The sequence below is a fragment of the Microbacterium sp. Leaf159 genome, assembly GCF_001423615.1.
GTDB lineage: Bacteria > Actinomycetota > Actinomycetes > Actinomycetales > Microbacteriaceae > Microbacterium.
In genome coordinates, this window is record NZ_LMOU01000001.1 from 2,239,406 (window position 1) to 2,264,549 (window position 25,144).

Annotated in this window: 25 protein-coding genes and 2 pseudogenes; 11 read left to right on the plus strand and 16 right to left on the minus strand. The window is 68.4% G+C overall.

Going from position 1 to position 25,144, the window contains the following annotated elements; all coding sequences use genetic code 11:
- Positions 1 to 28: 28 nt before the first annotated feature.
- From ASF80_RS10545 to ASF80_RS10565, 5 genes are read right to left on the minus strand one after another with little or no spacing between them, the layout of a single operon-like run.
- Positions 29 to 1,099, minus strand: coding sequence for an FtsX-like permease family protein (locus ASF80_RS10545; RefSeq protein WP_056310547.1), 1,071 nt, complete (start codon positions 1,097 to 1,099; stop codon positions 29 to 31).
- Positions 1,077 to 1,802, minus strand: coding sequence for an ATP-binding cassette domain-containing protein (locus ASF80_RS10550; RefSeq protein ID WP_056310549.1), 726 nt, complete (start codon positions 1,800 to 1,802; stop codon positions 1,077 to 1,079). Before ASF80_RS10550 ends, ASF80_RS10545 begins: the two co-directional genes overlap by 23 nt.
- A complete protein-coding gene (locus tag ASF80_RS10555; RefSeq protein ID WP_157521028.1) occupies positions 1,793 to 2,875 on the minus strand; it encodes a hypothetical protein in 1,083 nt (360 codons plus the stop codon). The genes ASF80_RS10550 and ASF80_RS10555 overlap by 10 nt, the downstream gene beginning before the upstream one ends.
- On the minus strand, positions 2,872 to 3,441 hold the full coding sequence (locus ASF80_RS10560; protein ID WP_157521029.1) for a hypothetical protein: 570 nt from the start codon (positions 3,439 to 3,441) through the stop codon (positions 2,872 to 2,874). Before ASF80_RS10560 ends, ASF80_RS10555 begins: the two co-directional genes overlap by 4 nt.
- A gap of 44 nt (positions 3,442 to 3,485) precedes the next feature.
- The gene (locus ASF80_RS10565; RefSeq protein WP_056310556.1) at positions 3,486 to 3,923 is read right to left on the minus strand and encodes a hypothetical protein; all 438 of its coding nucleotides are present in this window, start codon (positions 3,921 to 3,923) and stop codon (positions 3,486 to 3,488) included.
- A gap of 176 nt (positions 3,924 to 4,099) precedes the next feature.
- Between ASF80_RS10565 and ASF80_RS10570 the strand changes: the two genes are divergently transcribed.
- The 3 genes from ASF80_RS10570 to ASF80_RS10580 all read left to right on the plus strand — a co-directional run bounded on the left by ASF80_RS10570 (position 4,100) and on the right by ASF80_RS10580 (position 6,077).
- Entirely contained in the window at positions 4,100 to 5,278 is a 1,179-nt protein-coding gene (locus ASF80_RS10570; RefSeq protein ID WP_056310558.1) for a MalY/PatB family protein, read from the plus strand.
- Between the two features lie 158 nt (positions 5,279 to 5,436).
- Positions 5,437 to 5,700 carry a type II toxin-antitoxin system Phd/YefM family antitoxin gene (locus ASF80_RS10575; RefSeq protein ID WP_056310560.1) on the plus strand — a complete coding sequence of 88 codons (264 nt, stop codon included), beginning with the start codon at positions 5,437 to 5,439 and terminating at the stop codon, positions 5,698 to 5,700.
- Positions 5,697 to 6,077 carry a type II toxin-antitoxin system VapC family toxin gene (locus ASF80_RS10580; protein WP_056310562.1) on the plus strand — a complete coding sequence of 127 codons (381 nt, stop codon included), beginning with the start codon at positions 5,697 to 5,699 and terminating at the stop codon, positions 6,075 to 6,077. Before ASF80_RS10575 ends, ASF80_RS10580 begins: the two co-directional genes overlap by 4 nt.
- 21 nt (positions 6,078 to 6,098) lie before the next feature.
- Here ASF80_RS10580 and ASF80_RS10585 read toward each other — a convergent pair whose 3' ends face one another.
- From ASF80_RS10585 to ASF80_RS10600, 4 genes are all read right to left on the minus strand, one after another.
- Complete coding sequence (locus ASF80_RS10585) at positions 6,099 to 7,283, minus strand: MalY/PatB family protein (protein WP_056310564.1); 1,185 nt, start codon at positions 7,281 to 7,283, stop codon at positions 6,099 to 6,101.
- 260 nt (positions 7,284 to 7,543) lie between these two features.
- A complete protein-coding gene (locus ASF80_RS10590; RefSeq protein ID WP_235559939.1) occupies positions 7,544 to 8,290 on the minus strand; it encodes a 3-keto-5-aminohexanoate cleavage protein in 747 nt (248 codons plus the stop codon).
- 8 nt (positions 8,291 to 8,298) lie between these two features.
- Positions 8,299 to 8,526 (minus strand): DUF2188 domain-containing protein, encoded by a 228-nt coding sequence (locus tag ASF80_RS10595; RefSeq protein ID WP_056310565.1) that lies wholly within the window; start codon positions 8,524 to 8,526, stop codon positions 8,299 to 8,301.
- 91 nt (positions 8,527 to 8,617) lie between these two features.
- On the minus strand, positions 8,618 to 9,040 hold the full coding sequence (locus ASF80_RS10600) for a hypothetical protein (RefSeq protein ID WP_157521030.1): 423 nt from the start codon (positions 9,038 to 9,040) through the stop codon (positions 8,618 to 8,620).
- A 227-nt stretch (positions 9,041 to 9,267) separates the two neighbouring features.
- Between ASF80_RS10600 and ASF80_RS10605 the strand changes: the two genes are divergently transcribed.
- A complete protein-coding gene (locus ASF80_RS10605; protein WP_056310570.1) occupies positions 9,268 to 10,590 on the plus strand; it encodes a serine/threonine-protein kinase in 1,323 nt (440 codons plus the stop codon).
- Positions 10,591 to 10,697: 107 nt separating this feature from the next.
- On the opposite strand, the pseudogene ASF80_RS18745 reads toward ASF80_RS10605, so the two are convergent.
- From ASF80_RS18745 to ASF80_RS10625, 6 genes and pseudogenes are all read right to left on the minus strand, one after another.
- Positions 10,698 to 10,811: pseudogene (locus tag ASF80_RS18745) on the minus strand (VOC family protein); the annotation flags it as partial.
- A gap of 184 nt (positions 10,812 to 10,995) precedes the next feature.
- Positions 10,996 to 11,391, minus strand: coding sequence for a RidA family protein (locus tag ASF80_RS10610; protein ID WP_200934767.1), 396 nt, complete (start codon positions 11,389 to 11,391; stop codon positions 10,996 to 10,998).
- A gap of 32 nt (positions 11,392 to 11,423) precedes the next feature.
- Positions 11,424 to 12,635 carry an N-methyl-L-tryptophan oxidase gene (gene solA, locus ASF80_RS10615; RefSeq protein ID WP_082488377.1) on the minus strand — a complete coding sequence of 404 codons (1,212 nt, stop codon included), beginning with the start codon at positions 12,633 to 12,635 and terminating at the stop codon, positions 11,424 to 11,426.
- The gene (locus tag ASF80_RS19345) at positions 12,632 to 13,096 is read right to left on the minus strand and encodes a hypothetical protein (protein ID WP_235559940.1); all 465 of its coding nucleotides are present in this window, start codon (positions 13,094 to 13,096) and stop codon (positions 12,632 to 12,634) included. Before ASF80_RS19345 ends, solA begins: the two co-directional genes overlap by 4 nt.
- 70 nt (positions 13,097 to 13,166) lie before the next feature.
- Positions 13,167 to 13,823: pseudogene (locus ASF80_RS19350) on the minus strand (tyramine oxidase subunit B); the annotation flags it as partial.
- 12 nt (positions 13,824 to 13,835) lie between these two features.
- Entirely contained in the window at positions 13,836 to 15,308 is a 1,473-nt protein-coding gene (locus ASF80_RS10625; RefSeq protein WP_056310574.1) for an APC family permease, read from the minus strand.
- Positions 15,309 to 15,528: 220 nt separating this feature from the next.
- Between ASF80_RS10625 and ASF80_RS10630 the strand changes: the two genes are divergently transcribed.
- The 5 genes from ASF80_RS10630 (at position 15,529) to ASF80_RS10645 (ending at position 21,325) form a co-directional block, all read left to right on the plus strand.
- Positions 15,529 to 17,040, plus strand: coding sequence for an APC family permease (locus ASF80_RS10630; RefSeq protein WP_056310576.1), 1,512 nt, complete (start codon positions 15,529 to 15,531; stop codon positions 17,038 to 17,040).
- Positions 17,037 to 17,720, plus strand: coding sequence for a helix-turn-helix domain-containing protein (locus ASF80_RS10635; RefSeq protein WP_157521031.1), 684 nt, complete (start codon positions 17,037 to 17,039; stop codon positions 17,718 to 17,720). The genes ASF80_RS10630 and ASF80_RS10635 overlap by 4 nt, the downstream gene beginning before the upstream one ends.
- A gap of 84 nt (positions 17,721 to 17,804) precedes the next feature.
- The gene (gene purL / locus ASF80_RS10640) at positions 17,805 to 20,138 is read left to right on the plus strand and encodes a phosphoribosylformylglycinamidine synthase subunit PurL (RefSeq protein ID WP_056310578.1); all 2,334 of its coding nucleotides are present in this window, start codon (positions 17,805 to 17,807) and stop codon (positions 20,136 to 20,138) included.
- Positions 20,135 to 20,281, plus strand: a complete 147-nt coding sequence (locus tag ASF80_RS19115; protein WP_164481743.1) for a hypothetical protein — start codon at positions 20,135 to 20,137, stop codon at positions 20,279 to 20,281. The genes purL and ASF80_RS19115 overlap by 4 nt, the downstream gene beginning before the upstream one ends.
- 336 nt (positions 20,282 to 20,617) lie before the next feature.
- Positions 20,618 to 21,325, plus strand: coding sequence for a DUF2786 domain-containing protein (locus ASF80_RS10645; RefSeq protein WP_056310580.1), 708 nt, complete (start codon positions 20,618 to 20,620; stop codon positions 21,323 to 21,325).
- A 9-nt stretch (positions 21,326 to 21,334) separates the two neighbouring features.
- Here the strand turns inward: ASF80_RS10645 and ASF80_RS10650 are convergent, their stop codons facing one another.
- Entirely contained in the window at positions 21,335 to 21,904 is a 570-nt protein-coding gene (locus ASF80_RS10650) for a TetR/AcrR family transcriptional regulator (RefSeq protein ID WP_235559941.1), read from the minus strand.
- A 71-nt stretch (positions 21,905 to 21,975) separates the two neighbouring features.
- On the opposite strand from ASF80_RS10650, the gene ASF80_RS10655 reads away from it, so the two are divergent.
- Entirely contained in the window at positions 21,976 to 24,519 is a 2,544-nt protein-coding gene (locus ASF80_RS10655) for an MMPL family transporter (protein ID WP_056310585.1), read from the plus strand.
- A gap of 188 nt (positions 24,520 to 24,707) precedes the next feature.
- A complete protein-coding gene (locus tag ASF80_RS10665) occupies positions 24,708 to 25,031 on the plus strand; it encodes a cupin domain-containing protein (protein ID WP_056310590.1) in 324 nt (107 codons plus the stop codon).
- Positions 25,032 to 25,144 lie beyond the last annotated feature (113 nt).

The following is a 25,144-nucleotide window of genomic DNA, read 5'->3' on the forward strand; positions in this document are numbered from 1 at the left end:
GGGTGCGGGGAGGGCTCAATGGTGTGGACTACCCCCGCCCTTTGAGGTAACGCGGCAGATCGATGCTCCACATCGGCGGAGTCAGCGCCGCGATCGCCAGAGAGATCGTCGATGCGCACATCGCCGAGGTCGCGGCCAACACGCTGAACGCCTGGGGCGTGAGACCGCCCGAGGACAGGAGGAAGGCGACGCCGGCAGCGAGCATCAGCAGCGTCGCGGGAGTCGCCAGAAGCCAAGCTTCCAGCGCGAACATCACCGCTATGTCGGACGAAGAGAAGCCGACGATTCTGTACAGTGCGAACTCGGGCCACCGGGGTCGCAGCGAGATGACCAGCATCCCCGCACAGGTCACGGCGACCGGCACCCAGCTCCACCGGGTGACGCGACCCTCGTACTGCGCCTGTGCGGCGGTCACCACGTCGGTCGAGACGAGGGAACGCACCCGGAGGTTGCCGACAGAGCCGAACAGCGCAGGCACCATCTCGCGAACCCGGTCGAGGCTCCCCTGCCTGCTCTCGACCCAGCACTCCGCCACCGACGCGTCTGCCGCAGCAGGGGCGATCTCGAGCATCCATCGATCGCGATCCTGCGTCCTCGCACCGGCGGGCAGCACCGCCCCCACCCGAAGGCTGCGTCCATCGGTCAGCCGAACCAGGCTTCCGGCGCCGACCCCCAGAGTGTCCGAGACCGCGCTGCCCGCGACCACGGCATGCACGCTCAGTGCCTTGGGGGCGACGACGCGCAGGTAGCCGGGACTCACCGTCGCTAGCTGGAACGACGACGCCCCGCCATCATCGAGTCTCACCGCGACGACCGACCGCACGCTGCCGACCTCGAGCACGTCGCCCGACCTGGCCAGAGCCTCGCAGGGACCGGAGGGAATCGGAGATCCGTCGGCATCGATCACCAGGACATCGGATCCGGCCGCGACCTGCTGCGCGACAGTGGCCTCGAGGGAGTTCAGCGCGTGCACCTCGAGGAGCCCCGCCCCCAGGCTCAGCGCACCGATGGCAAGACCGGTCAGAACGGAGAGGACGGGCCGGGCGACGATGGAGCGCACCGACTCGAGCACCAGCTCACCGAGCGCGACCGACCTCATAATCACCCCCCGAGCGCAGGGTGATCTGCTGGTCGCAACGGTCTGCGAGCCAGGGATCGTGCGTGGCGACGAACACCAGCTTGTGCGAGTCGGCCGCCGCCCGCAGGGCCTCGTAGACGAGAGTCGAGCTCGCCGCGTCGAGCTGCCCGGTCGGCTCGTCGGCGATCAGGATCGGTGCCGACGCGAGCAGTGAGCGAGCGATGGTCACGCGCTGCGTCTCGCCGCCCGAGAGCTCGCCGACAGGTGCGTCGGCCCGCGACTCCAACCCGAGCGCGGCGAGCACCGTTCTGGCCTCCGCACGCGCCTGCCGCATGCTGCTCCCCTGCGCGAGCAGCGCCACCGCGGCGTTGTCGAGCGCCGTCCGCCCGACCAGCACGGGGTTGCTCTGAATCACCCACGAGGCGCGCCGTTCCTCTCCAGCGAGCGATGCCTCGGATGCTGGCTCCGAACCCGAACCCGATCCCGATCCCGACCCCGATCCCGATCCCGACCCCGACCCCGACCCCGACCCCGACCAGACGATGCGCCCGCTCTGCGGTCGCCGAAGCCCGCCGACCAGGTCGAGCACCGTCGATTTCCCGCACCCGCTGGGACCGACGAGTCCGACGATCCTGCCGGCCTCCGCCGTGAAGGACAGCGTCTCGACCACCCAGGGGTCGGCTTCTGAGTACCGGAATCCGACCCGGTCGAACGCTAGGCGCACTGGCCGACATCGTTCGCGTCGGTCGGGTGGGTGAGCACCACTCCACTGTCGGGTAGTGGTCCTCCCACCCAGGCGACACCCGGAGGCGATCCGGCCAGCAGCTCGACCTCTCTCATCTCGAAGTCATCCGCATCGCTCGCCGCAGTCAGGGCATCGGACTCGGCGAACATCACACAGTGCCCACCGCTCGGACCGACGAGGACGCTGCTCGATGGCACCGCCCATCCGAGCATCGGGGCCTCGAGGCTGAGGGTCGCGGTCACGGTCTCCGGCGCGTCGGCCCCGAACTGCGCGGCGAAGGCCGCGAGCAGCGGCGGATCGACGAGGGGAATGCTCTGCACCGGGCTCGACGCCGCCCCTATCGTCAGCTGCCACCGCTGCCCTGACAGGTCTGGGATCCGTACCCCCTCGGAGGGTCGAATGCCCGTGAGGCACGGCGGAAGCACGAACACCTCATCGGTCGCGGAACTGCCCACGCGGGGCACGCCGCCCCCGACCTGCACCTGCCCGGCGGGGATCCATACGATCCAGGTCGGATCGAACTCCGTGACCTCGCCCGCTGACGGCACACCGATGTCACTCGCGAACTTGCGGATACCGGACAGCAGGCTGCGATTCCAGGCCGATCCGCTCGTCGAGTATCCGAGCGACGACAGAAAGGCGCTGACCGTAGACCTCGAGACCCCCCGACTGTCAGCGCCAACGGGCCCGAAGAGCGGCTTCTCGGCGCTGTAGGCCACTCGACGCACCCCGTTCACCTCGACGACGGGCGTCCCGGTCGTGACAGCGTCTCCTTCTGCGACGAAGACCGCCGTGATCAGCCCCGACCACCCGGGGCTGAGCACGGCGACGGGCTCCTCCCACGTCAGATCGAGCCCGACCTGCTGCTCGCCCACCAGCGACGACGTGTCGACGGGGATCCAGGTCGTCTCGGACGTGACCTCGGTCGCGTCCGAGCTCACCTTTGCCGCGACGAGCGCGCCCAGCCCCAGACCGAGCAGCGGAACCGTCATCAGCACGACCATGAAAACGAGCTTCGCCCTGGCCGCGTTCCGGGCATCTGACCTACTCACCCGTCGTCCGACTCGTTCGAGTCGTCATCGGTTCTGTTCGGGTCGGGCGCTACGGCGAAGAAGCCGGGGTACTTCTGCACGCACGGCTGGATCACCGACTGGTCCTCCAGCTCGCCCACTCGAGCGGCCAGGTCGTCGAGCGTGAAATCGTCGTCGACGTCGATCCCGACTCCCCTCAGACACTCGGCCACGTCGGGGCGCAGGTCCTGCAGCTCTTCCGGCGAGAGCAGCTGCTGATACGCCCACACCTTCCCGACATCCTGGAAGTACTCGGGCAGGCACTCCTCGGCGAGGGCGTTGATGCGCTCGAGATCCTCGTCGTCCACGGCGAACACCTGATAGTCGAAGGCCTTCTCGCCATTTCCCGCCTCGTAGATCTCCGAAGGGGTCGCGCCCGCGTCTTCCACGCATGTGCGATATGCGAGAAGGGACTGCTCGTACTCGTCGGCAGACACCACGCCGTCCTCGAGCAGCGGCTTCTGGTACTCGCTCGTCGATTCGACGAGCGAGTCCACATCGAGAGGCGGAGGCTGCTCGCTGCCACTGCAGCCCACGACCACAAGCATCGTGACCGCTACGAGGGCGACGCACCCCCCGCCCCTCGAACGGATCACGCCCAGACGCCGACCTGCGGGATGCCAGGAGCCCACGTGCCGTCATGATAGGACTGGCCCTTCACGGTCGTGCCGCTCTTCATCTTCACGTTGAGCCCGGTGTAGCCTCCCGCGAAACCGATCGGGATGCATCCGCTGTTGATGCCTGTCGTCTGACTCCATGCGGACCCTGACGACAGGGTTCCCCATGCCTTCGAACGGAAACCGCAGTAGTTGAGCCAGGCTTCTCCGGAATGGCCGTGACTGGTGTCCCATCCGGTGACGGTGGTCGACGTGCCCGCGATGTGCAGATAGGTCGAACCGCCCAGACCATGAGACGCGACGATGTTGGTTCCGCTCGCCTGCGCCGCTTGCCCTGCCGTCAACGAGACGACGAGCAGTGCCGAGGCGGCGAAGGCGCCCACGAGCACTCGGTTGCGCCGGGATGATGTCATGTGATGTTCCCACCTCCTTGTCGATGAAAACTTTCTTAACATGGCCATATGGAGGATATAAGCACACATATGTGGACTATCCGATATACGACGATGCCGGGGCTCGGGCGCCTCTCGGCAGGCGTGGCTGCTGCCCAGAGCGCCGCGCCATGGTCGACCGATGGAAGGATTGAAGAATGACTTCCGGCACGTTCGACCAGATCACGCACGACGACCTGCGCCATGCGGGCAGCATGAAATGGACGACGTTCCCCGACATGATCGGCGCTTTCGTGGCCGAGATGGACTTCGGACTCGCCCCTGCCGTCAACACCGCCGTGAAGGATGCTCTCGACCTGGGCGTCACCGGTTACCTGCCCGAGAAGCTCGCGAAGGACCTCTCGGCGGCGACCTCCCGCTGGTATTCCGACTCGTACGGATGGGAGATCGCCCCCGATCGGGTGCACCACGTGCCCGATGTGATCGCCGCCTTCGAGCTGGCGATCGACAACTTCACCGCTCCCGGCTCGGCCATCATCGTGCCGACTCCCGCATACATGCCGTTCCTCCTGGTGCCGCCGATGCGCGGCCGCCGCGTCATCGAGGTGCCGAGCATCGAGGTCGACGGACGCTGGGTCATGGACCTGGATGCTGTCGCGCAGGCGTTCCGCGACGGCGGCGAGATGCTGGTGCTCTGCAACCCGCACAACCCGCTCGGCACGGTCGCAACGCGGGATGAGCTGCTCGCGATCGCGTCGGTCGTGACGGATGCCGGAGGCCGCGTCTTCGCCGACGAGATCCACGCGCCGATCATCTACTCCCCGGGCCGGCACATCCCCTACGCCTCGGTGTCGGATGCCGCCGCCGCCCACACGTTCACCGCGACCTCCGCCTCGAAGGCCTGGAACCTCGCGGGCCTCAAGTGCGCGCAGGTGATCCTCTCGAACGACGCGGATGCCGAGCTCTGGGAGCGCCTGGGATTCTGGCCCGGACACGGCACCTCGACCCTCGGCGTCATCGCGAACACCGCCGCCTATACGGCCGGCGGCGAATGGCTCGGCGAGGTCGTCGACTACCTCGACGGCAACCGGCGGATGCTGGCGCAGCTCGTCGACGAGAAGCTCCCCGGCGTGCGGATGATCGTGCCTGAGGGCAGCTACATCGCGCTGCTCGATTTCCGCGAGACCGGGCTGACGGGGGATCTCGGCGAATGGTTCCGCGAGCACGCGGGAGTCGCGATGACGGATGGCGCCGCCTGCGGTGCGGCCGCCATCGGGTACACGCGCTTCGTGTTCGCGCTGCCGCGTCCGGTGATGGTCGAGGCCGTCGAGCGGATCGCCGCTGCGCTCGTCGGGCGGGCCTCGGTCTCCGCCTAGCCGCCGTTCCGGGGCCTGGCTCACCGCTTCGCGCGGGGTCCCGAACACGAGGGCGAATGTCGGAAGCTGCGCGGAGGATGGCAGCACGCTCGACAGCCCAACTTCTACTACTTCTACTAGTTCTACTAGTTCTACTAGTTCGAGCGTAGAATCGGGGAATGGCCACGGTGACGAAGACCGAACTGAACCAGCAGACCGCGAAAGTCCTGGCTCGTGTCGCCGCGGGTGAGCGCCTCACCATCACTGATCGAGGCCGCCCGATCGCCGAGCTGACACCCCCGACGCAGAACCCCTGGGAGCGGCTGGTGTCGTCAGGTCGCGTCTCTCTGCCGACCAAGACCGGCGCACTCGAAATGCCCCTGACGACCAGCGACCGCACGACCCGCGAGATCCTCGACGACCTTCGGAGCGATCGCCTGTGATCTACCTCGACACCTCGGCAGCAGCCAAAGCACTCATCGAGGAGGACGGGAGCGATGCGGTGCGTCAGGCTTTCGCCGAGGGCGCGCCGTTCGTCTCATCGCGCTTGCTGGCGGTGGAACTGCACGCCGTGACCGACCGCCGCTCGGTCAGTTCCGAGGCCGCGCAGGAGCTCCTCGACCGCGTCGCACTGGTGTCGCTCGCCGACGACACCCTCACGCGAGCCGTCGACCTGCACAGCGGGCTGCGCACACTCGACGCGCTGCACCTCGCGACGGCGGTCGAGATCGGGGACGCGCTCACCAGCATCCTCACCTTCGATGTCGAGTTCGCCGCGGCGGCGACTCGACTCGGCATCCCGGCATCCTCTCGGGTCTGAGCCCGACCCCGGGGAGGTGGATCAGCGACCGCGAACCGCATCCCCCATCGCGGCGAACGCCTCGCGCAGGATCGGCCGCGGAGTCGCGAACACGACCCGGACGAAGTTCTCATACCCGTGCCCGAGCAGCGCGCCCTCGGTGAGCACGACGCCCGCGTGCTCACGGAAGAACGCGGCGGGAGGGCCGTCGATCGCGAGGCCGCGAGTGTCGATCCAGCCGATGTAGGTCGCCTCCGGCGCGCGATATACCGCACCGGGCAGGTGTTCGGCGACCAGCGAGACGACGAGCTCCCGCGAACCGTCGAGGTAGTCGAGCACACCATCGAGCCAGGGCTTGCCCTCGCGGTACGCCGCGGTCGAGGCCACTACGCCGAGGGTCGCGGCGCCGTGCTGCACCGAGAAGCCGAAGCGGCGATAGAGCTCCTGGTCGGCGTCGTTCGAGGTGATCAGTTGCGCGGTCTTGAGCCCGGGGATGTTCCAGGCCTTCGACGCACTCGTGCCGGTGACGGTGTGCGCGGCGGTGGCCTCAGACAGCGATGCATAAGGGATGAAGGGGCGGCCGTCGAAGCGCAACGGCGCGTGGATCTCATCCGCGAACACCCGACCGCCGTGTCGTTCGACGATCTCGGCGAGCGCTTCGAGTTCGGAGCGCTCGACGACAGTTCCGGTCGGGTTGTGCGGGTTGCAGAGCACGAGGGTGCGGGCGCCCGCGGCGAACGCCTCGTCGATGCGCTGCAGGTCGTGGTGCCAGCGGCCGTCGACCTCGACCCCGGGAACCTCGATCACCGGATGCCCGATCGCGGGCAGATATGTCAGGAACGGCATATATGCGGGAGTCGGCACGATGACGGGCGAACCGGCGGGCGCGTACTCTTCGACAGCGACGCGCAGAGCGGCCATGACATCCGACACGGGGTGCACGCGCTCGGGGTCGACGTCCCAGCCGTACTCGCCGCGCATCCAGTCCGCCGTCGCCTCACCCAACCGGGCAGCGAGCGGCGGCGACAGGTATCCGAGGTTCTCCTCGTCGATCGCGCGGTGCATGGCCTCGGCGATCACCGGTGCCACGCCGAAGTCCATCTCCGCGACCCAGGCACCGATGCGCCCGGGGTGCAGGCTCCACTTGCGGCTCTCCGGCCGATCGAGGTCGAACCTCGTGCGGGAGTCGAACGGATGCGGGTCGGTGTGCGCGCGGTCGTCAGTCATGGTGTGCGGCTTTCAGCCTTCGGCCCGACATCGAACGGCAAGTCCGACGGTCGCGACGCGGCGAGCGTCCGCGCCGCGGGACGCGAGCGCCGCCCACCGGGTGGTGGTCTGAGTCTCGGACACGGCTGCTCCTTCACGGCATCTTTCATCGCGGCGTTCACGGTGGGAGCTTCCAGCCTAAAGACGCCCACCGTGGTCTCGCGATTCACGTTTCGGTGAGTGACGGTTGCAGCCTGGTCGTGCTGCGCACCCGGCACCCCTCAGTAGGCGGAAGTGAACGCGGATGCCGCCCGCACCAGCGCCGCGTTGTCGGGTGCGCTCCGCCCGTCGGGCAGCGTGAGCGTGTCTTCGAGCCCGATGCGGGTGTCGACTCCCAGCTCGGCCGCGAGAGTGAGTGCCGGCCAGGCCGAACGCCCCTCGCCGTGAAGCAGGATCGGCATGCTCGGCTCGTCGAGCCGGACGTGCGCGATCAGCCCCTCGGCATGACGCCGCACCACCTCGGCGGCCTCGTCGGGCAGCTCGATCAGCACGCGCGTGCAGTCCGCGCGTGACGGCGAGCTGCTCCACGCCTCGAGACCGGTCGGATCCCAGATGCCCGCCTCGACGCCGACGCCTCGGCTCAGCAGCAACGCGGCCACGCGATCGGCGCCCGTCTCGTGCCAGTTCACCGACGCAAAGTCGGGGAGTTCGGTCCATTCGGCGATGGACGCCAGACGCTTCTCGACGTCGGGTTCGATCCACGCTCCGGTCGTGACGCCGATCGGCACATCGGGGCACGCCGATCGCAGCGCGCGCAGCCAGCTCGCGACGCCATCGGCATCCAGGGTGTCGCGCCCGACGGCATCCTTCGGGTGCACGTGGATCTCCTGTGCTCCGGCCGCGACAGCTCTCGCCGCATCCGCGGCGGCGAGCGTCGCGTCTGCGCTCAAGCCCGGATGCTCGGTCACATCGCGCGCCCCGTTGAGGCACGCCTGCACCAGCATCCGTCGTTCTGACTCTTCGGGCACCGCGCCCATCAGTTCATGAGGTCGCGGGGATGCCAGTCGTAGAGGTTGCCCCTGTCAGACGGGCCCTCTTCGGTGCGCACGGCGTGCTCGACCTGACGTGCCGCGGCCGCTCCGCGCCCGACGCGGACGGCCTCGTCCTCGGTCTCGAAGCTCGACCCCAATGTGCGGGATTCGCCCTCGATGCGGTTGAACCAGATCCCGTCACGTTGGAACGTCTCGATGTCACCTGCGGCCATGCCAGAAATCCTTTCGATCTTCTTCATTCATACCCGGGGGTGCGGACGCCGCGAGAGGGCCTTGACAGCATTTCCATCGCCGCTCGATGCCTCAGCGAGGCGTGGATGACCGCATCTCGCGGCGCGCAGTGCGAGTGCGCGAGAGCCGGATCGCCGAATTCGCGTAGGCGGCACCGATCACCAGCAGGATGACCGCACCGATGTTCCCCGACATCACCAGCGGCGGCGTCCACGCACTGAACAGCGAGAAGGCCGCCTGCCCCACGAACACCGCAGAGAGCAGCGCACTCGGGAGAGGCGCGGCCGTCATCTGCCACCACGGCCGCGGAGCAGACGACTCCCCCGCACCACGGAACGTCCGCGCCGCGAAGAGCACGAGTGCCGTCATGGCGAAGAGCATCCAGGCGGCACCCCACCAGGGGTTTACGACCGCCAGCAGCACACCGATCATCGGCATCAGGATGACCGCCACGATCACCGTGCCGACCTGGGCAGAGGGGGAGGAAATCCGCACGGGAGAGGCCTTTCTCTTCGGAGCGTCACTCAGAAGCGTAGCCAGATGAGGTCGCCTCCTCCACCCGTGCCGGGCCTCGTCTTCTCGGATACCGGAATGGGATGTCGTCTTTCTTCTCACGACCGCATCCACCGATCCGCGCTCGCGTCAACCCCGATGACGACCTCTTTCGACGCTGGGTAGGGTCGAAAGATGCAGTACCCGGATGCACCCGCAAGGAGCGAGCGATGACGCTGGAAGTGATGTCGCCGACGGCGGCACTGCTCGATGGACGATATGTGCTGCACGAACGCGTCGGTCGCGGCGGCATGGCCACGGTCTACCGCGCGGAGGACACCCGGCTCGGTCGGATCGTCGCGATCAAGATGATCCACGAGGGCGAAGGCCCGGTGGCGTCGATCGAACGCGCGCACACCGAGAAGGCGCTGCTCGCGTCACTGAGTCATCCGTCGCTCGTCACCCTGCACGATGCACAGCTCGAGCCGAAGCGCCCGCAGTACCTCGTGATGGAGTTCGTCGACGGTCCGACCCTCGCCGCACGGATGGCCGAAGGCCCGCTCCCGCCGCGCGACGTCGCCCGCATCACCCGCGATCTCGCCGAGGGGCTCACCGCGGTGCACGCCGCCGGGATCGTGCACCGCGACGTCAAGCCCTCGAACGTCCTGCTCGCGCGCGGCCGATCGGGGCGTGCCGTCGTCGCGAAGCTCGCCGACTTCGGCATCGCGTGCTCGATCGAGAACACCCGGCTCACGACCCCGGGCATCGTGCTCGGCACACTCACGTATATGGCACCGGAGCAGCTGCGCGACGCCGACCCAGGCACACCGGTCGACATCTTCTCTCTCGGACTGGTCGTACTCGAGGCGCTGACCGGCGAGCCCGGCTATCCCTCGCTGGTCTCCGGCCGCGCAGCGGCGATCGCCCGGTTGACGGAACCGCCCGCGATCAGTGAGACCGTGCCTCGGGAGTGGCGCGACCTGCTCGCCTCGATGACGAGCCTCGAGCCGGACGAGCGACCGACCGCTGCCGACGTGGCACGCACCGCACGCGGCCTTCTGCGCGACTACGCATCCGACGCGAGCGGGACCGCCGTCGCGGCAGCGGCCGCATCGATCGTCGCGGCCGCCGGGGCAGCACCCGTGGAGGCCTCGGCTGCGACCCGTGAGCCGGATGCCGCGGAGTCGGCGTCGACCGGTGCCACGGCAGTCTTTCCTGCGACCGGTGACGCGGATTCGCCCCCGCGCGGACGCACGCGCACACGCAATCGGGTGATCGCCGGCGCCGCCGGTCTGGTCGCGACCGGTGCTGTCGTCGTCGGACTCGCGGCATTCACCGCTCCGGCATCCGACATCGGCCGCGCGGCGACGGCCACCGTCACACGCACGACCTCCACGCCCGCCGAGACGGGGCCGGAGGACACGCCCGTCGAGGCGATCACCGACTCGGAGACCCCCGGAAACTCGGGCAATTCCGGGAACAGCGGCAGCTCGGGCAAGGGCGACAAAACCGACAAGGCGGACAAGTCGAACGGCAACTCCGGCAAGAACTGACCGGCGTCGCCCGTTCACAACTCAGCACGAATGCGCGGGAGCCCCCTGAAACGACGGTCCAGAGATGACCCGACGCTGTTCATGCTGAGTTGCGAACGACGTCCGGCTCAGCCCGCGAACTCCGCCCGCACGTCGAGCACCCAGGTCACGCCGAAACGGTCTGTCAGCATGCCGAATCCGGGCGACCATGCCGATGCGGCGAGCGGTTCGACGATCGACGCACGCTTCTCTCGCGACCTTGGACGCACCGTTCCGCATCGAGGGCCCGTCCGAGCTGCGCGACGCCGCAACCGCCCTCTCGCGACGCCTCCCCGCCTCTCGCGACGCCTCCCCGCCGCGGGCGAGGCTCGCTGACCGGTCAGCCCTGATCGCATCCGAGACCTCGCACCCCGAGTCGCCGCGTGCTCACAGATCGATCTGCGTATGCCGCGCCGCCCCCGCCCCGCGGTGCGCCGTCACCTCGATCTCGGCCTTGTACTCGCCCGCGAGCGGGCTGCGCGTCATGGTGAGCGCCGGGTCGATGCCGCGGAACACCTCGCCGAGCACCTCGATCGTCTCGTCCTGATCGGACGCATCGGGAACGAAGACCTGGATCCGGACAACATCGGAGAGCGATGAGTCCACGGCGGCGAGCGCCCGCGCGACGGTGGCGATCGCGAGACGCAGCTGCTCTGCCGCCGTGTCCGGCAGGGTCCTCGTCTCGTAGTCGATGCCGGCGGTGTTCGAGACGAAGATCCAGTCGCCGATCGCGACGGCCCGCGAGTAGCTCGCGAGGGTCTCGAACTTGCTTCCGCTCTTCACGCTGGTGATTATCAACGGTTCCGTCTTTCGTGTCAGTGGCCCTGGAGGACCGGATAGTCGTCTGCGAGGACGAGATCGTCGGCGCGCGCCTGAGCACGGCGCCGGTGGTGGCCAAGCGTGAACAGGGGGTGCTGCAGCGCACTCGACCCGCTCTCGGCGAGTTGCGCCAGTACTCGCCCGTAGGCGGGCGAGAACTTGAAGCCGTTGCCGGAGAACCCGGCTCCGATGACGATCCGCCCCGACTCGGAGACGTCGAGGATCGGGACATGATCAGCCGTCGTCGACTCCGGGTGGATGGACGACCGGACCACCTCGGGCAGGATGCCGGGGAACATCCGGGTGGCGATCGCCGTGCAACTCCGCAGTTGCTCACGCGACAGTTCGCGGGGATCTGTGTCGGGGTCTTCGATCGTGTCGATGCGCGTCGTGGGGGCGATCTTGACCGAGTAGCCGTCGAGCGTGGGGACGCCGAAGGCATGGTCGCCGTCCAGGTCCCGCATCCAGCAGGGGAAGCGATCAGGGGTGAACTGGCTGATGTCCTCCGGCATGAACCACGTGAGCGGGATGGCGATCGCGCTCACCAGATCGCGCAACTCCGGCACGATCCTCGTCGTCCACGCACCGGTCGTCACGATCACCCTCTGCGCGTGGACGATCCCCTCGGATGTCGAGATCACGACACCGCTCTCGCCCTCATCGATGCCGAGCACCGGGGTGTTGTACAGGATCTCCGCCCCGCGCCTGATCGCGGCCCGCTGCGCGGTCGCCACCGCCAGCTCCGAGCGCAACCCGCCGCCCAGCACGTCCATGATCCCGATGTCGCCGTCCTCGACGGTGAACTGCGGATACTCCCTGCGGAGCTCCGCGGCATCGAGGAACCGGTGCGGGAGATCGCCCTCCACGATCGATCGCTGCGTGGACTCGAGGAACGGATGTCCCTCCGGCGCGATCGCGAGGACGCCGGTCTTCAGCAGGAGCTGGCGGCCGGTCTCACGCTCCAGCTCGGTCCACAGCGCCCTGGCCTCGAGAGCAGCGGCCGTGTAGAGCGCGCCCTCCTTGTTCGCCGCACGGAACAGACGCGACTCACCGGCGAAGGCTGCGTGGCCGTGCGCCGGTCCGTACTGCTCGACGCCCAGCACGGACATCCCCGTAGATTTCGCGAGGTGCCACAGCGCCATCGATCCCATGGAGCCTGCACCCACCACCGCGACGTCGACGGTCCGGATGACCTCTGCCTCATTCATGCGAGAGCCGGCTCGGTCCACAGGTTCAGCTTCTGGCCGATGCCGCGCTCCAGGGCGTTGCGATACACCTTCGTCCCCCACGCGACGTCCTCCACCGGCATCCCGCCGACCGACATGATGACGATCTCGTCATCGCTCTGCCGACCTGGCCGCTTTCCGGAGACGACATCGCCGATGTCGACGAGCTCGTCACGGGAGAGCTCCCCCGCCTTCACGAGATCCATCCACTTCTGCCCGACCATCGGAATGTGCTCGAACGACGGCTTCGGGAACTCCTCGTACCAGGTCTCGTACAACCCGTACGCATCGACGACCTTCGTGATGTCGCGGTCCAGCAGCGAGTCGTCGGTGTTGCACAGGGACGGCATCGCGAAGAACGCCCCTGGCGAGATCCACTCCCGCTGGATCGTGGGGTAGTTCTCCGAGCCGCCGGCACCTGTGCCCGTGGTGCAGAAGCTCACCAGGTCGCTCCCCCCGGACGACGTCCTCGATCGAGTCGACGACCTCGATCGTGGTGATCGTCGGGAACTCCTCGCGCACCCACTCCTGGAAGCGCGCGAGGCTCTCCGCCCCTCGCCCCTTGATCTTCAGCGTGTCGATCAGCGGGCACGCGTCCATGAAGGCCAGGAGCACCGTGCGGGCCATGACGCCGGGCCCGGCGATCCCCGCGACGCGCGAGTCCTTGCGGGCGAAGTGCCGCGCACCGACCCCCGGCACGGCGCCGGTCCGGTATGCCGACAGCAGGTTCGCCGACATGAACGCGAGTGGCACCCCGGTGTCGGTGTCGTTGAGCGTGAACATGAGGATCGACCGCGGCAGACCCTTCTCACGGTTGGCGATGTTGGACCCGTACCACTTGACGCCGGTCGTCTGGAAGTCTCCGCCGAGGTAGGCCGGCATCGCCATGAACCGTCGGTCCTCAGTGGGCACGGGCATGTTCGGGAACGGTGACGCCTCGGGGAACGTCATCATCGCGCCGTGCGAATCGTTGCTCTCACCGGTCATGCGGTAGTCGCCGGCGGCGAACAGTGCGAACATCTCCTCCATGGTGTCGACGCACTGGTGCATATCGGTCACTCCGGCCGCGATCATGTCGGCTTCGGAGAGGTAGAGGAAATCCACGTGGGGCAGGGGCATGACGGTCCTTGTCGTCGAGGGGGTGGGGGAGAGTGTGTCGGTCGCGCTCATGGTCGCGCGCCCTCAGCCGGCGATGGCGTCGGTGAGCTTGGCGTATGCCGCGGGCCTGCGGGCTCTGATCCACGCGGCCTGGGCGTACCCGATGAGAGGGAAGACGATCACCAGGCCGAGCAGACTCCAGCTGACCGCGCCGAAGACGGGCGCGCCTGTGGCATCCGCATCGCCGACCATGATCGGGAAGTAGACGACGATCATGACCACAGAGAGCACCAGGCCGATGAAACCGAGCACGGGGGCGATCACGGTGTTCCAGACCCTCCGGTCCTTGCGTGTCCTCGCGAAGTAGACGATGACCGCGATCGAGGTGACCGCCATCAGGAGGGCGATGGCCACGGTCGCGACCCCGGCGAACCAGGTGAACACCTGCAGCACCGGGTCGAGCTGCAGAACGGCGAACAGCGCGACGAGGACGATCGCGGTGATGCTCTGTACGAGCGAGGACACGTGCGGAGACATGTGCCGGGGGTGCACGGCGCCCACCCGGTCCGGCAGCACGCCGGCGCCTGCCATGGAGTACTGGTAACGGGCGACGACGTTGTGGAACGACAGCACGCAGGCGAACATCGCGGTGATGAGGAGGATGTTCGTGATGATCTCGCCGGTGGCGCCGAGGTACGCCGACATCGTGCGGAGGATGAGCGTTCCCGGGTCGGCCGCGGCCTCCTCCAGGATGTTCGAGGGCCCCCACGCCATGACGAGGCCCCATGAGGCGAGGGTGTAGAACACACCGATGCCGATCACGGCCATATAGGTGGCTCGGGGGATCGTGCGGTCGGGATCGCGTGCCTCGCTGCGGAAGACGGCGGTCGCCTCGAACCCGATGAAGGCGGCGATCGCCATCATGAGGCCGACGCCGGGGGAACCGCTCGCGACGTTCTTCGGCTCGAAGGGTGCCAGGCTCAGACCTTCGGGGCCGCCGGAGATCACGACCGCCGCGACGAGAAGGAGGACGATTCCGACCTCGGCGCAGAGCAGGACGCCGAGCACTTTGCTGGACAGATCGATGTGGCGGTAGCCGAGGAACCCGACGATCGCGACGACGGCGATCGAGTACAGCCACCAGGGGAGCGTGATGCCGAACCCCTCGAAAGTGAAGCTCAGCACGTAGCCCATGTACCCGTACACGGACACCTGGATCGTCGTATACGTGAGCATCGCGATCCAGGCGGAGGCGAGGCCGGTCGAGCGTCCGAGGCCGTATCCCACGTAGGTGAAGAACGCCCCGGGGTTGGGGACGTGCTTGGCCATCGCGGAGACGCCGACGGCGAAGAGCACGAGAACGACGGCGCTGATCGCATACAGCGCCGGGAACCCCGACCCGTTGCCGAGCAGGATGCCGAGTGGGGCCGACCCGCCGATGACAGTCAGGGGCGAGGCGGCGGCGACGACCATGAAGACGATCGCCGTAGCACCGAGCGATCCCGACAGGACCTTCTTCGGGGAGGCCTCGGTGGCGCTGGGCTGAATCTGGACCATGTGCAAACCCTTCTGAGAGAAGCGGAGTGGAGCGGTTCACCCACCCTGCCGCGGCGGGATTTCCCGCCCGTCTCGCCGGAGTGACGTCTGCGGTCGCCGCGAACGGGACGCCGGAGTTCCGGCCGTCTCATTCGGGTGACATCTGCATGAAACATCGCGGACGCGCTCCGGCAACAGGCCGCTCGTAGCCTCCTCCCATCACGAGACAGGCGGAGGCCCCATGTCTGCACTGGAAGAGGCGATCGAGCGCCCGCAGACCGTGCGCTCGTTCGCCGCCCGGTCACCGTTGCACGGACTGGACAGACACACGGTGGGTTTCGCGGACGTCCTCGCGCAATCGGTCGCGGCCGTCGCCCCAGCGGCCGCCTCGGCGATGGCGGTGCTGCTGGTGGCGGACCTGGCGGGCGGCGCCACCGTCCTCGTGATGGCCCTCGCCATGATCATCACGTTCCTGGTCGCTCGGACGATCAACCAGTTCACTCGTCGGTTCGCCGCCAGCGGCTCGCTGTACACCTATGCGGCGCGGGGACTCGGCGCGGCGGGCGGACTCGCGACCGGTGCAGCGATCCTCGTCGGGTACGCCTTCATCTCGATCTTCGCTCTTCTGGGCGGCGCCCATTATGCGACCATGCTCGTGACCCGGCTGTGGCCTCAGCTCGCCGCGATGCCGATCGCCCTGGGCGCTCTCGTCGTCGAAGCAGCGGTGCTCGCGATCGTTCTCGTCCGCGGCATCCGACTCTCATCCCGGGTCGCGCTCGTCGTCGAACTCATCTCCGTCGCGCTGATCCTGTTGCTGATGATCGTGCTCCTCGTGCACATCGGACCGCTCCAGCCGGCGGCGATCTTCTCGGCAGACGGCATCTCGATTGCCGGCGTCGCCGGCGGTGCCGTTCTCGCGATCACCGCGTTCGTGGGGTTCGAGAGTTCCGCGACGCTCGGCGTCGAATCCCGCTCGCCGCTGAAGAACATCCCTCGCGCCATCGTGTGGAGCGTCGGCGTCGCCGGAGTGTTCTACCTCATCGCCGCCTACACGCAGATCGCTGGAGCCGCCGCGATCGGGGGGACGTCATCGGTCGCGCTCCTCGACGATCTCGCGTCGCGTTTCGGCCTCTCCGCATGGGCCGCCGTGGCGGACGTCGGCATCGCCACTTCGGGTCTGGCCTGCGCGATCGCCTCCACGACCGCCCTCACCCGTATCGTTTTCGCGCTCGCCCGCGACGGCGTCCTCCCCGCCCGGCTCGGCCGCACGCACGGACGCCACCGCACTCCGATCGGCGCGGTCGTCGTCGCGGTCCCGCCGATCGTCCTCGCACCGATCGTGATCGTCGCGGTCGGCGTGTCACCGTGGGACGCGATGAAGGCCGTCCTGTTGATCTCGGCAGCGGGCTACATCGTCGCCTACGTGCTGGTCTGCATCGCCGCTCCCCTGTTCCTGCGCCGTATCGGGGAGGTCACCGTCGGTTCCATCATCGCCGCCGTCAGCGCGGCGGCGGCTCTTACGGCATGCCTGACGGTCTATCTCGTCGCGGAGGCGGCCGCGGGAAACCCCGGGGTCTGGTTCGCCCTCGGCTTCGCCCTGATCGCGGCGGTGCTGATCCGGTGGCGACGGCGCTCGCCTCTCGGCGAGGTCGGGCGCTACGACGAGCCGGTCGCCGCCCATGTCCTCGGCGGCGTGGCCCGCACCGGCGGCGGTAGCGCACACGGGGGCGAACCGGGGGACGCCGACGGATGACGGCTGGCGACGCGGTATCGATCACGGCCCGCCAGCCCGCCGCCATCCACAGCGCGCTGTCGATGCTGGAGGCCGTCGCTGCGATGGGTGCCGGCGTCACAGCGCGGCAGCTGGCCGAGCGGCTCGGGCTGCCGCGGGCGACCACCTATCGTCTGCTCAACCTGCTGGTGCAGGACGAGTACCTCGTCCGGACGCCGGATCTCGCCGGATTCGCCCTGGGCACGAAGGTGGCGCTGCTCGCCGGCAGCATCGGCGTCGAGCGCATCCCGCGCGCCGCACGGGACGTCCTCGAGCGCACCAGGGCGAGCGCGAGGGGCGGCATCCACCTCGTGCTCTATCGTGACGGCCGGGTCGTCGTCGCCGATGAGGATCCCGACTTCCCCCTCTCGAATCGGCAGGGTCTGCAGCAGGAGCCCACCCGCTACGCCCTCGGCCTGCTGCCCCTGGTCGTGCGCGGGGAGACCGTCGCCGGCGACCTGGTCACCGAGCTCCGTTCGCAGGGGGTGATCCGCGCCCGCGACGGTCAGCGTGGCTGCCTGGCCGCGCCGATCACCGACGCCTCCGGCACGCTCGCCGGAGCGCTCTCCTATTCGGGTCCGCGCCGGCAGATCGACAGTTCCGACTCGATCGCCCTCTCCCTCGTCGCGGCTGCGCGGGAGCTCGGGCCGCTCCTGACGTAGACCCCGTCATCCGCCCGGGCCGATGGCCCCAGCATCCCCCGGTAGACTGGCCATGCCCCGCCGGCCCCTCATCTAGGAGTGCGCGTGACCACCGCCCCTGCACCTGCCCACAAGCACGTCCCCGACTCCGTCGAGAACGCCACCGCGACTCCGGAGAAGGAGCAGCCGTACGCAGCGCTGGGCCTCAAGGACGACGAGTACGCCCGCATCAAGGAGATCCTGGGCCGCCGCCCGACCTCCGGCGAGCTGGCCATGTACTCCGTCATGTGGTCGGAGCACTGCTCGTACAAGTCGTCGAAGAACTACCTGCGCCGCTTCGGCCAGAAGGTCTCCGACGAGATGAAGGAACGCCTGATGGTGGGCATGGGCCAGAACGCGGGCGTCATCGACGTCGGCGAGGGCTGGGCCGTCACCTTCAAGGCCGAGTCGCACAACCACCCGTCGTTCATCGAACCTTTCCAGGGTGCGGCGACCGGCGTCGGCGGCATCGTCCGCGACATCATCTCGATGGGCGCACGCCCGGTCGCGGTCATGGACGCCCTGCGCTTCGGCGCGATCGACCACCCCGACACGGCCCGCGTCGTGCACGGCGTGACCAGCGGCATCAGCTTCTACGGCAACTGCCTGGGTCTTCCGAACATCGGCGGCGAGACGGTCTTCGACTCCGTCTACCAGGCCAACCCACTCGTCAACGCGCTCGCAGTCGGCGTGCTCCGCCACGAAGACCTCAAGCTCGCCAACGCCACCGGCGTCGGCAACAAGGTCGTGCTGTTCGGTGCCCGCACGGGTGGCGACGGCATCGGCGGCGCCAGCATCCTGGCATCCGACTCTTTCGATTCCACGGGCCCGACCAAGCGCCCCGCGGTGCAGGTGGGCGACCCGTTCGCCGAGAAGGTGCTCATCGAGTGCTGCCTCGAGCTGTACCGCGACGAGCTCGTCGAGGCCATCCAAGACCTGGGCGCTGCCGGCATCTCGTGCGCGACCAGCGAGCTCGCGGCCAACGGCAACAGCGGAATGAAGGTGTCTCTCGACAACGTCCTGCTGCGCGACCCCTCGCTCACGGCTGAGGAGATCCTCATGTCGGAGTCGCAGGAGCGCATGATGGCGATCGTCGCCCCCGAGAAGCTCGACGCGTTCCTCGCGGTCGTCGAGAAGTGGGACGTCGAGACGTCGGTGCTCGGCGAGGTCACCGGCGATGGCCGCCTCATCATCGACTGGCAGGGCGAGCGCATCGTCGACGTCGACCCCTCGACCGTCGCGGTCGACGGCCCGGTCTACGACCGCCCGGTCGCGTACCCGACGTGGATCGACGCGCTGCAGGCGGATGCCGCCGAGAAGCTGCCCCGCTCGAACGACCCCGAGGTGCTGCGCGAGCAGTTCCTCAACCTGGTCGCCTCGCCGAACCTCGCCGACACCCGCTGGATCACCAACCAGTACGACTACTACGTGCTCGGCAACACGGCCCTCTCGTTCCCCGACGACGCCGGCATGATCCGCGTCGACGAGGAGTCGGGCCTCGGCTTCGCGATCTCGACCGACGCCAACGGCCGCTACTGCCAGCTCGACCCGTACGCGGGTGCGCAGCTGGCCCTCGCCGAGGCGTACCGCAACGTCGCCGTCACCGGTGCCGTGCCGACCGCGATCACCGACTGCCTGAACTTCGGCTCTCCTGAGAACCCCGAGGTCATGTGGCAGTTCGGGCAGACCGTCGACGGCCTCGCAGACGGATGCTACGAACTCGGCACCCCGGTCACCGGCGGCAACGTCTCGTTCTACAACCAGACCGGCGACGTGCCGATCCACCCGACCCCGCTCGTCGGTGTGCTCGGCATCATCGACGACGTCTCGCGTCGCATCCCCTCGGGATGGCAGGACGAGGGGCAGAACATCTACCTGCTCGGCACGACCTCGACCGAGCTGTCGGGTTCGGCGTGGGCCGAGACCGTGCACCAGCACCTCGGCGGACTGCCGCCGAAGGTCGACCTCGCGGGCGAGAAGCGCCTCGCGGGTCTGCTCGGCGCCGCCCGTGACGAGTGGCTGATCTCGTCGGCGCACGACGTGTCGGAGGGTGGCCTCGCGCAGGCTCTCGCCGAGGGCGTCTCGCGCTTCGGCATCGGCGCACGCGTCTGGCTGAACGAGATCCTCGAGCGCGACGGTGTGGATGCCGCATCCGCACTGTTCTCCGAGTCGACCGGTCGCGTCATCGTGACCGTGCCGCGTGAAGACGACGTCAAGTTCCGTGGGCTCTGCGAGGGCCGCGACTACCCGGTGATGCGCATCGGCGTGACCGACACCGAGGGCGACAAGCTCCAGGTGCAGGATGTCTTCACCGTTCCGATCGCCGAGATCCGCGAGCGCTCGCAGGCCACCCTGCCCGCAGCCTTCGGCCCGACGGTCGCGGAGCCGGTCAGCGCATGAGCGAGCTCAGCCGCCCGGACGACGACTACGGCGACCTGGGCGAGAAGCGCAACCGTCGCCTGCGCATCGTCGCCTGGACGGTGATCATCGCCCTGATCCTCGGCGGCGGTGGCGCGACGGTCATCACGCTCATCCTCGGCTGAGGCTTTCGGGGCTGATGTCGGTGCGGGTCCGGGGTGTCTGGGTCTGACCCTGAGGACGACTTCGGAGCGCCCTGGTCGACCACCGGGCACAACTTCGGAGCGCCCTGGTCGACCACCGGGCACAACTTCGGAGCGCAGGGGCGACACTCGGGTGACCCCGGCCTCGATGACGGCGTGTCGACGGCCGGGTCCGAATATGTGCCCGGCCGGCCGCGCGGCGTCCTCTTCTGCACCGGCATCCGTGATTCGGGTTTCTCCACAGACCCCGGAATTCGGCCTCGCAATGTAGGTACCCCCGCGAAGGATCCGAGGCATCACAGATCCAAGGGGGATGCCATGACCGAAGCCAAACTCGACCTCATCGCGAAGCTGCTCGCCAAGGCCGAGAGCACGACGCCCGAAGAGGCCGAGGCTCTCACCGAGCACGCCGAACGACTGATCGTGAAGTACGGGATCGAGCAGGCGCAGATCGATGAACGGCGAGGCCGACTGGGGCAGTCTCGTGAGCAGATCGTCACCGAGCGGATGCTGTTCCGCGGCGTCTATGCGAAGGATCTCCGCGAGATCGGCATCGGCGTGGCCATGGCGTTCGAGACCGTGCGGCCGCTCGTCGGGGAGTTCCCGCCCGTGTCCGCGCTGTATCTGGTCGGGCACGAATCCGACGTCCGCCAGGCGCAGACGCTGACCGCGAGCCTCGAGGTGCAGGCCATGGTCGCTATGCGCGATTGGTGGCTCAGGCACCGCGACCTGTACGCCAGGCACCGCGAGGGCGAGAGGAGACGTGCGCGCAGTGGATTCCTCCGTGGGTTCGCAGTGGGCGTCATGAACCGCATCGCGGAGAGCCGCCGCGTCGTCGTCGACGAGAGCACCGCAGGTACCGATCTCGTGCTCGTCTCGCGGCGGAGCCGGGTCGATGCTGCGGTCGACGAGATGGCGACCAAAGCCGCACGACCGAGGCGAGGGGCCGATGCCGCGTCGTTCGCGTACGGGCACCGATCAGGCCTCGATGCTCAGACCGGCGGCCAGGCCGCGGTGGCGCGGTGAGCCCCAGGACTAGCGGGAGAAGAAGAAGCGGGTCAGCCGCACGATCGACTCCGGGTCGTGGTGCTCGCGCCCCAGCGACTCGACGATGATCGCGCCGAGGATCGCCCGACCGAGCTGCTCGACGGGGGCGTCCTCGGTGAGCTGACCGTCGCGGATGCCACCGCGGATGCGCTCGGTGAGGTACTTCTCGACGCCGAGGCTGTCACCGAGGTGCGCTCCGACTCCGGCATCCTCGGTGGCGGCGGCGACGAGTGATCGCAGCAGCGCTCCGCCCTCGGGCGCCTCGAGGATCGAGAGCACGCTGCGCAGCCAGGTCTCGACGTCGGCGACGAGGTCTCCGGTGTCCGGCACGACGAAGTCGACCGGGATGAGGCGCCCCTCGGCGAGGCACTCACCGATCAACGCGCCCCGCGACGGCCACCACCGGTAGATGGTCTGCTTGCCGACACCGGCCTCTTTCGCGATCCCCTCGATCGTGAGACGGTCGTAGCCCTGATTGTGGAACAGTCGCGCGGTCGCGTCGAGGATCGCCTCACGGGCAGCCGTGCTGCGCACAGGCCCGCTTCGATGCTCGTTCACCACACGTTCAGGATAACCACAGAACACTAGACGAGACGCCCCGTATGATCTATTCGTCTAAGGAGATCGTTTTGGCATCACTGCTCTACCGTCTGGGTTCTTTCGCTGCGCGCAAGGCGTGGACGGTGATCGTCTCGTGGGTCCTCATTCTCGGCCTGGGCGTCGGCGCGTTCCTCACGCTCGGCGGCACGCTGAGCAACAGCTTCGACATCCCCGGCACCGCCTCGGGTGCCGTGACCGACCAGCTCGCCGAGAAGCTGCCAGACACCGCGGGCGGCACCGGCACGGTGGTCTATCAGACGACCGACGGCTCGGCCTTCACCGAGCAGCAGAAGCAGGACATCTCCGCCCTCGCGAAGAGCGCCGAGGACCTCGACGGGGTCGCATCGGTGGTCGACCCGTTCGACGCCCAGCAGCAGCAGGCCGTGCAGGCGCAGGATCTCGCCGACGGCAAGGACCAGATCGAAGGCGGCCGCGCCCAGCTGGATGCCGGTCAGACACAGCTCGATGACGGACGCACCCAGCTCGACGCGGGTCTCGAACAGCTCACCACCGCTCGGTCGCAGGCCGAAGCGGGGGGTGCTCCTTCTGCACAGCTCGCCGCTCTCGACGCGCAGATCGCCGCGCTCAACGCACAGCTCGCCGAGCTCGACGCCCAGCAGAAAACGATCGACGAGTCGCGCGCCGAGCTCGACGCCAACGCCGAGAAGGTCGATCTCGGGTCCACGCTCCTCGATCTCACGAACGGCATCGGTGTCGTGTCCGACGACGGCTCGACAGCGATCGTCAACGTCTCGTTCGAAGACCCCCGCCTCGAGCTCTCCGAAGAGGTCAAGGAAGGCACGATCGAGCACTTCGAGTCGTCCCCGATCGATGGCGTCGAGGTCGACTTCGGCACCGACATCGCGCAGGGCGTGCCCGAGATCTTCGGCGTCGGCGAGGCGATCGGCCTCGCATTCGCCGCGATCGTGCTGATCGTGATGCTCGGCTCACTCATCGGCGCCGCACTGCCGATCGTGACCGCAGTCGTCGGCGTGGGTGTCGGCGTGACCGCATCCCTCGCCTTCTCGGGCGTCGTCGACATGGCATCCGTCACCCCGGTCCTCGGTGTCATGCTCGGCCTCGCCGTCGGCATCGACTACTCGCTCTTCATCGTCAATCGACACCGCAAGCAGCTCCTCAACGGTGTTCCGGTTCGGGAATCCATCGGGCTCGCGACCGGTACCTCGGGCACGGCGGTCGTGTTCGCCGGAACCACGGTCATCGTCGCGCTGCTCGCCCTCAATGTGACGGGCGTGCCGTTCCTCGGGCTCATGGGCACGGTCGGCGCGGTCTGCGTCGCGGTCGCCGTGCTCGTCGCGATCACACTCGCCCCCGCTATTCTCGGGCTCGTCGGCACCCGCCTGCTCAGCGGCAAGGCCCGCGCCACGATCGGCCAGCCGCACGCCGCGGGCAAGCCCGTCACGCGCATGTCGACGCTGCGCGCGATCGTCACCGTACTCGTCAGCGTGATCGCGCTGCTGATCGTCGCGATCCCCTCGATGTCGCTGCGGCTCGGCCTGCCCGACGGTGCGAGCGAGCCCTCGGACTCGACCAGCTACCGCGCGTTCCACATCGTCGACGAGCAGTTCGGCGAAGGCGCGAACGGGCCGCTGCTCGTCACCGCCACCCTCGACGACGCCGTGAGCGACGACGACCTTCTCGCCACCCAGGTCGAGGTCGCCCAGAAGATCGCCGATCAGGATGACGTCATCGCTGTCGCCCCGATCGCGACGTCCGACGACAACACGCTGCTCGCGTTCCAGGTGCTGCCGGCCGAAGGCCCGAACAGCGCATCGACCGAGAAGCTCGTGCAGGACATCCGCGCCCTGCCCCAGCTCGACGGCGGAATCACGCTCGGCGTCGCCGGTCAGGCTGCGACCAACATCGACATCTCCGAAGCACTCGCGGGCGTCCTGCCCCTCTACCTCGTGGTCGTGGTCGGGCTCTCGCTGCTCATCATGATCGTCGTGTTCCGCTCACTGCTCGTGCCGATCATCGCCACCGGCGGGTTCGTGCTCTCGCTGTTCGCGACCTACGGCCTGATCGTCGCCGTGTTCCAGTGGGGCTGGGGTGCAGACCTCATCGGCCTGGACACACCGGGACCGATCCTGAGCTTCCTGCCGGTGATCCTCGTCGGCATCCTGTTCGGGTTGGCGATGGACTACCAGCTCTTCCTCGCCTCGGGGATGCGCGAAGCGTACGTGCACGGAGCGTCCGCTCGGGATGCCGTCGCGCAGGGCTTCCGCGCAGGCCGCTCGGTCGTCATCGCCGCAGCCCTCATCATGGTCTCGGTGTTCGGCGGGTTCATCTTCTCGGAGTCGACCATCATCCGCTCGATCGGCTTCGGCTTGGCCTTCGGTGTCCTGCTCGACGCCTTCGTCGTGCGGATGCTGCTCATGCCGGCGCTCATGCACCTGCTCGGCCGGTCGGCCTGGTGGCTGCCGCGGTGGCTCGACCGCATCCTCCCGAACGTCGACATGGAAGGTGCAGCGCTCGAGCGCGACCACCCCGGCGTGCGGACGGACACGGTTCAGGTCGTGCCGAGCACGGAAAAGGCGACCGACGCGCGCTGACCGCGCTCTCGCGCTCGCGAGATATCGCGCATCGAAGGAGTCGATCCGAGGATCACTCCTTCGATGCGCACGTCTCCCTCGCAGTGTGCGGCGTGCACGAACACGCGCCGTCCACGCCCCCCCCGGATCGCCAGCGCCTCTTCCGTGCGGGGGATCGCGTGGGTAGCCTCGGCGAGCAAGGAGGCATCATGACGATCCATCCCGTAGACGCCGCCCGCGATGCCGATATCGAGGGCTACCTGATCGGCTCCCCCGTGAGCATCATGCGCGAGTACATCGCGAGACCAGGCGCAGGGCCACGGCTGCACCGGCATCCGTACGTCGAGACCTTCGTGATCCGCGCCGGCCGCGCTCTCTTCACCGTAGGTGACGAGCAGGTCGTCGGTAGCGGAGGGCAGGTGCTGGTCGTTCCGGCGCTCGTCGACCACCGCTTCGAAGTGCTCGACGGCGGCACCTATGAGGCCACCCACATCCATGCCAGCGACCGGTTCATCACGGAGTGGCTCGAGTAGTCACCCGCGGGCAGCGGCCGGATGTTCGATACCGCCGGGCTGGCCGCTTGCACACCCGCATGCCCAGATCACAGGTGCAGGCCGGATCTGGGGTTCTCGGTCTGCATCCGTGA

Bases quoted from the DNA above. Each gene is read 5' to 3' on its own strand.
- ASF80_RS19115 (WP_164481743.1), top strand. From the start codon at position 20,135: ATGAGCGAGCTCAGCCGCCCGGACGACGACTACGGCGACCTGGGCGAG.
- ASF80_RS10665 (WP_056310590.1), top strand. From the start codon at position 24,708: ATGACGATCCATCCCGTAGACGCCGCCCGCGATGCCGATATCGAGGGC.
- ASF80_RS10565 (WP_056310556.1), bottom strand. From the start codon at position 3,923: ATGACATCATCCCGGCGCAACCGAGTGCTCGTGGGCGCCTTCGCCGCC.
- ASF80_RS10545 (WP_056310547.1), bottom strand. From the start codon at position 1,099: ATGAGGTCGGTCGCGCTCGGTGAGCTGGTGCTCGAGTCGGTGCGCTCC.
- ASF80_RS10645 (WP_056310580.1), top strand. From the start codon at position 20,618: ATGACCGAAGCCAAACTCGACCTCATCGCGAAGCTGCTCGCCAAGGCC.
- ASF80_RS10560 (WP_157521029.1), bottom strand. From the start codon at position 3,441: ATGCTTGTGGTCGTGGGCTGCAGTGGCAGCGAGCAGCCTCCGCCTCTC.
- ASF80_RS10630 (WP_056310576.1), top strand. From the start codon at position 15,529: ATGTCTGCACTGGAAGAGGCGATCGAGCGCCCGCAGACCGTGCGCTCG.
- ASF80_RS10595 (WP_056310565.1), bottom strand. From the start codon at position 8,526: ATGGCCGCAGGTGACATCGAGACGTTCCAACGTGACGGGATCTGGTTC.
- solA (WP_082488377.1), bottom strand. From the start codon at position 12,635: ATGAATGAGGCAGAGGTCATCCGGACCGTCGACGTCGCGGTGGTGGGT.
- ASF80_RS10585 (WP_056310564.1), bottom strand. From the start codon at position 7,283: ATGACTGACGACCGCGCGCACACCGACCCGCATCCGTTCGACTCCCGC.
- ASF80_RS10575 (WP_056310560.1), top strand. From the start codon at position 5,437: ATGGCCACGGTGACGAAGACCGAACTGAACCAGCAGACCGCGAAAGTC.
- ASF80_RS10625 (WP_056310574.1), bottom strand. From the start codon at position 15,308: ATGGTCCAGATTCAGCCCAGCGCCACCGAGGCCTCCCCGAAGAAGGTC.
- ASF80_RS10605 (WP_056310570.1), top strand. From the start codon at position 9,268: ATGACGCTGGAAGTGATGTCGCCGACGGCGGCACTGCTCGATGGACGA.
- ASF80_RS10570 (WP_056310558.1), top strand. From the start codon at position 4,100: ATGACTTCCGGCACGTTCGACCAGATCACGCACGACGACCTGCGCCAT.
- ASF80_RS10635 (WP_157521031.1), top strand. From the start codon at position 17,037: ATGACGGCTGGCGACGCGGTATCGATCACGGCCCGCCAGCCCGCCGCC.